Source organism: Nocardia kruczakiae NBRC 101016 (assembly GCF_001612965.1).
Taxonomy (GTDB): domain Bacteria; phylum Actinomycetota; class Actinomycetes; order Mycobacteriales; family Mycobacteriaceae; genus Nocardia; species Nocardia kruczakiae.
This window is the reverse complement of the sequence record NZ_BDBL01000089.1, coordinates 1-2,699: the sequence shown is the minus strand read 5'-3', so window position 1 is coordinate 2,699 and position 2,699 is coordinate 1. Positions and strand designations below refer to the sequence as shown.

At 71.4% G+C, this 2,699-nt stretch carries 1 protein-coding gene; it reads right to left on the bottom strand.

All coding sequences use genetic code 11. The features are described 5' to 3' along the window. On the bottom strand, window positions 1-2,699 hold a 2,699-nt coding region (locus NK1_RS33095), incomplete at both ends, for a condensation domain-containing protein (protein ID WP_157104569.1).

Below are 2,699 nucleotides of genomic sequence, written 5' to 3'. Positions count from 1 at the left end.
TTGCCCAGCCGTTCCACATCCGTCAGCGGACCGTCGGCATAGCCGGACACGTCCAGCCGATCGAGGTCGAGCACCGGCGGCGCCGACTCCGCCCGCACCGGCGCATCGGTGGTGGCGAGCACACAGGCCGGTCGCGCGGTGTCGAGGACGTAGCGGATGCGTTCGGCGGGGTGGTCGGGGTCCAGCGGTACGTATCCGGCTCCCGCGGCGACGGTCGCGTACATGCCGACCACGAGTTCCAGCGAACGGCGCATATGCAGCGCCACCAGCGATCCGGGGCCCACCCCCTGTGCGATCAGGTGGCGGGCGAGCCGGTTCACGCGGGCGCCGAATTCGGCGTAGGTCAGCGTCGTCTGCGCGTAGGTGATCGCGGGGGCCTTCGGCGTGCGCGCGGCCTGGACGTCGAACAGCACGGGAAGGGTTGCGGTGCGGTCGATTTCGGTGGTGGTCGCATTCCAGATGTCGAGGACCTGCAACCGTTCGGACAGGTCCAGCAGGTCGATGTCCCGGATGTGGACGTCGGGGTCCGCGGTCACCGCGGTGAGCACGCGCAGCAGCCGGCGCCCGAACGCGGACACCGTCGACGCGTCGAACAGATCGGTGGCGTATCGCAGCACCGCCTGCAGTTCGTGCCCCTGCGGGCCGTCGACCTCGGCCAGCGACAGTGCGAGATCGAATTGCGCCACCGGGTTGGCGAGCGGGTAATCCGTCACCTCCAGCCCGGGCAGCCGCAGATCGGTGCCGGAGCGCTGCTCGAACGACAGCAGCACCTGCACGATCGGCGCGTACGCCTGGGAGCGTTCGGGATTCACCTCCTCGACCAGCCGGTCGAACGGCAGGTCGGCATGCGCGAAGGCCCGCACGTCGGCATCGCGGACCCGGGTGAGCAGCTCGGCGAACCGCTCGTGCGCGCCGATCCGGGTGCGCAGGACCAGCGTGTTGACGAACATGCCGACCAGATCGTCGAGTGCCTGCACCGACCGGCCCGCGACCGGGGTGCCGATGGCGAGGTCGTCGGTGCCGGACAGGGTGGCGAGCAGGGTGGCGTAGGCCGCGTGCAGCACCATGAAGGTCGACACGCCCGCGCGGCGGGCCACGGTCTCGACAGCGGCGGTCAGCTCGGCCGGAATGCGGAATTCGATCGCCGCTCCCGCGCCCGAGGCCACCGCCGGCCGCGGCCGATCGCCGGGCAGGTCGACGACGGCGGGTAGGTCGGCCAGCTCGGCGCGCCAGAAGTCGATCTGGCGGGACAGGCGGGATTCGGGATCGTCGGCGCGCCCCAGCACCGCGTGCTGCCACAGCGCGAAATCGGCGTACTGCACCGGCAGCGGCTGCCAGTCGGGGACCGCCGCGGCACGGCGCGCTGCGTACGCGGTCACCAGATCACGGGCCAGCGGCGCGGTGGATATGCCGTCGGCCGCGATGTGGTGCACGACCACGAGCAGGATGTGTTCGTCCGGCGCGACCCGGAAAGCGCTGAGACGCAACGGAAGGTCGTGGCGCAGGTCGAAGCCGCGCGCCGCCGCGGCGGCGAGTTCGGCATCCACCTCGCCGGCAGTCACGGTGTGCAGCGTGAGCGCGGTCGCGGCGCAGTCCTCGACGGCACGAATGTGCTGGCGCGGGCCCTCGGCGTCCTCGGGGAAGATCGTGCGCAGCGATTCGTGCCGCGTCAGCACATCGGCGACCGCCTCGGAGAGGGCGAACTCGTCCAGATCACCGCGCAGGCGCAGCGCGAACGGGATGTTGTACATCGCCGAATCCGGATCGATGCGGTTCAACAACCAGATGCGAGTTTGCGCCAGCGACAACGGAATTCGATCCGGTCGCGGCCCGGCCGTCAGGGCCGGCACAGTCGCGTCGGGTGCGTCCTGCACGAGGCGCGCCAGCAGGGCGGCGGTGGGCGCGCCGAAGATTTCCGCGACGTTGAGATCGCATCCCAGGGCGGCATTGACCCGGGCGACCACCCGCATGGCGAGCAGGGAGTTACCGCCGGCGGCGAAGAAGTCGTCATCGGCACCGAAGGCCCCGGTACCCGGCGAATCGAGGCCCAGCAGTTCGGCCATCACGGCGGCGACCACGGCCTCGGCCCCTTCGGCCGGGGCGCGGTAGCCGGACTTCTCCCCGGGATCGACGGCAGGCAAGGCCGCGCGGTCGAGCTTGCCGGAGGAATTGACCGGCAGGTGCGCCAGCACCGTGACACCGGCCGGGACCATATATGCGGGCAGGGTACCGCCCACGGCCGCCAGCACGGCGGCGGAATCGACGGCAGTACCCGCCGCGGGCACGACATAGGCGTGCAACCGCGCCCGCTCCCCCGCTCCCGCGACCACCACGGCCGCCTGGGCGATGCCGGCCTGCGCGGTCAGCGCGGCCTCGATCTCACCGAGTTCGATACGCAGCCCGCGCAGCTTGACCTGGAAGTCGTTGCGGCCTGCATATTCCAGTTCACCGGTGCGGTTCCAGCGCACCAGGTCGCCGGTGCGGTACATCCGGGCTCCGGCCGGGGCACGACCGGCGGGCCCGGAGGCGGTAGCGGAGCGTGACCCCGCAGGGCCCTCGGGAGTGCCCCTTGTGGACACAGCGAACGGGTCGGCGACGAAGCGGTCGGAGGTCAGTTCGCAGCGGCCGACATAACCGCGCGCGAGCTGATCGCCCGCCAGGTAGAGCTCGCCGATGACCCCGACGGGTACCGGACGCAA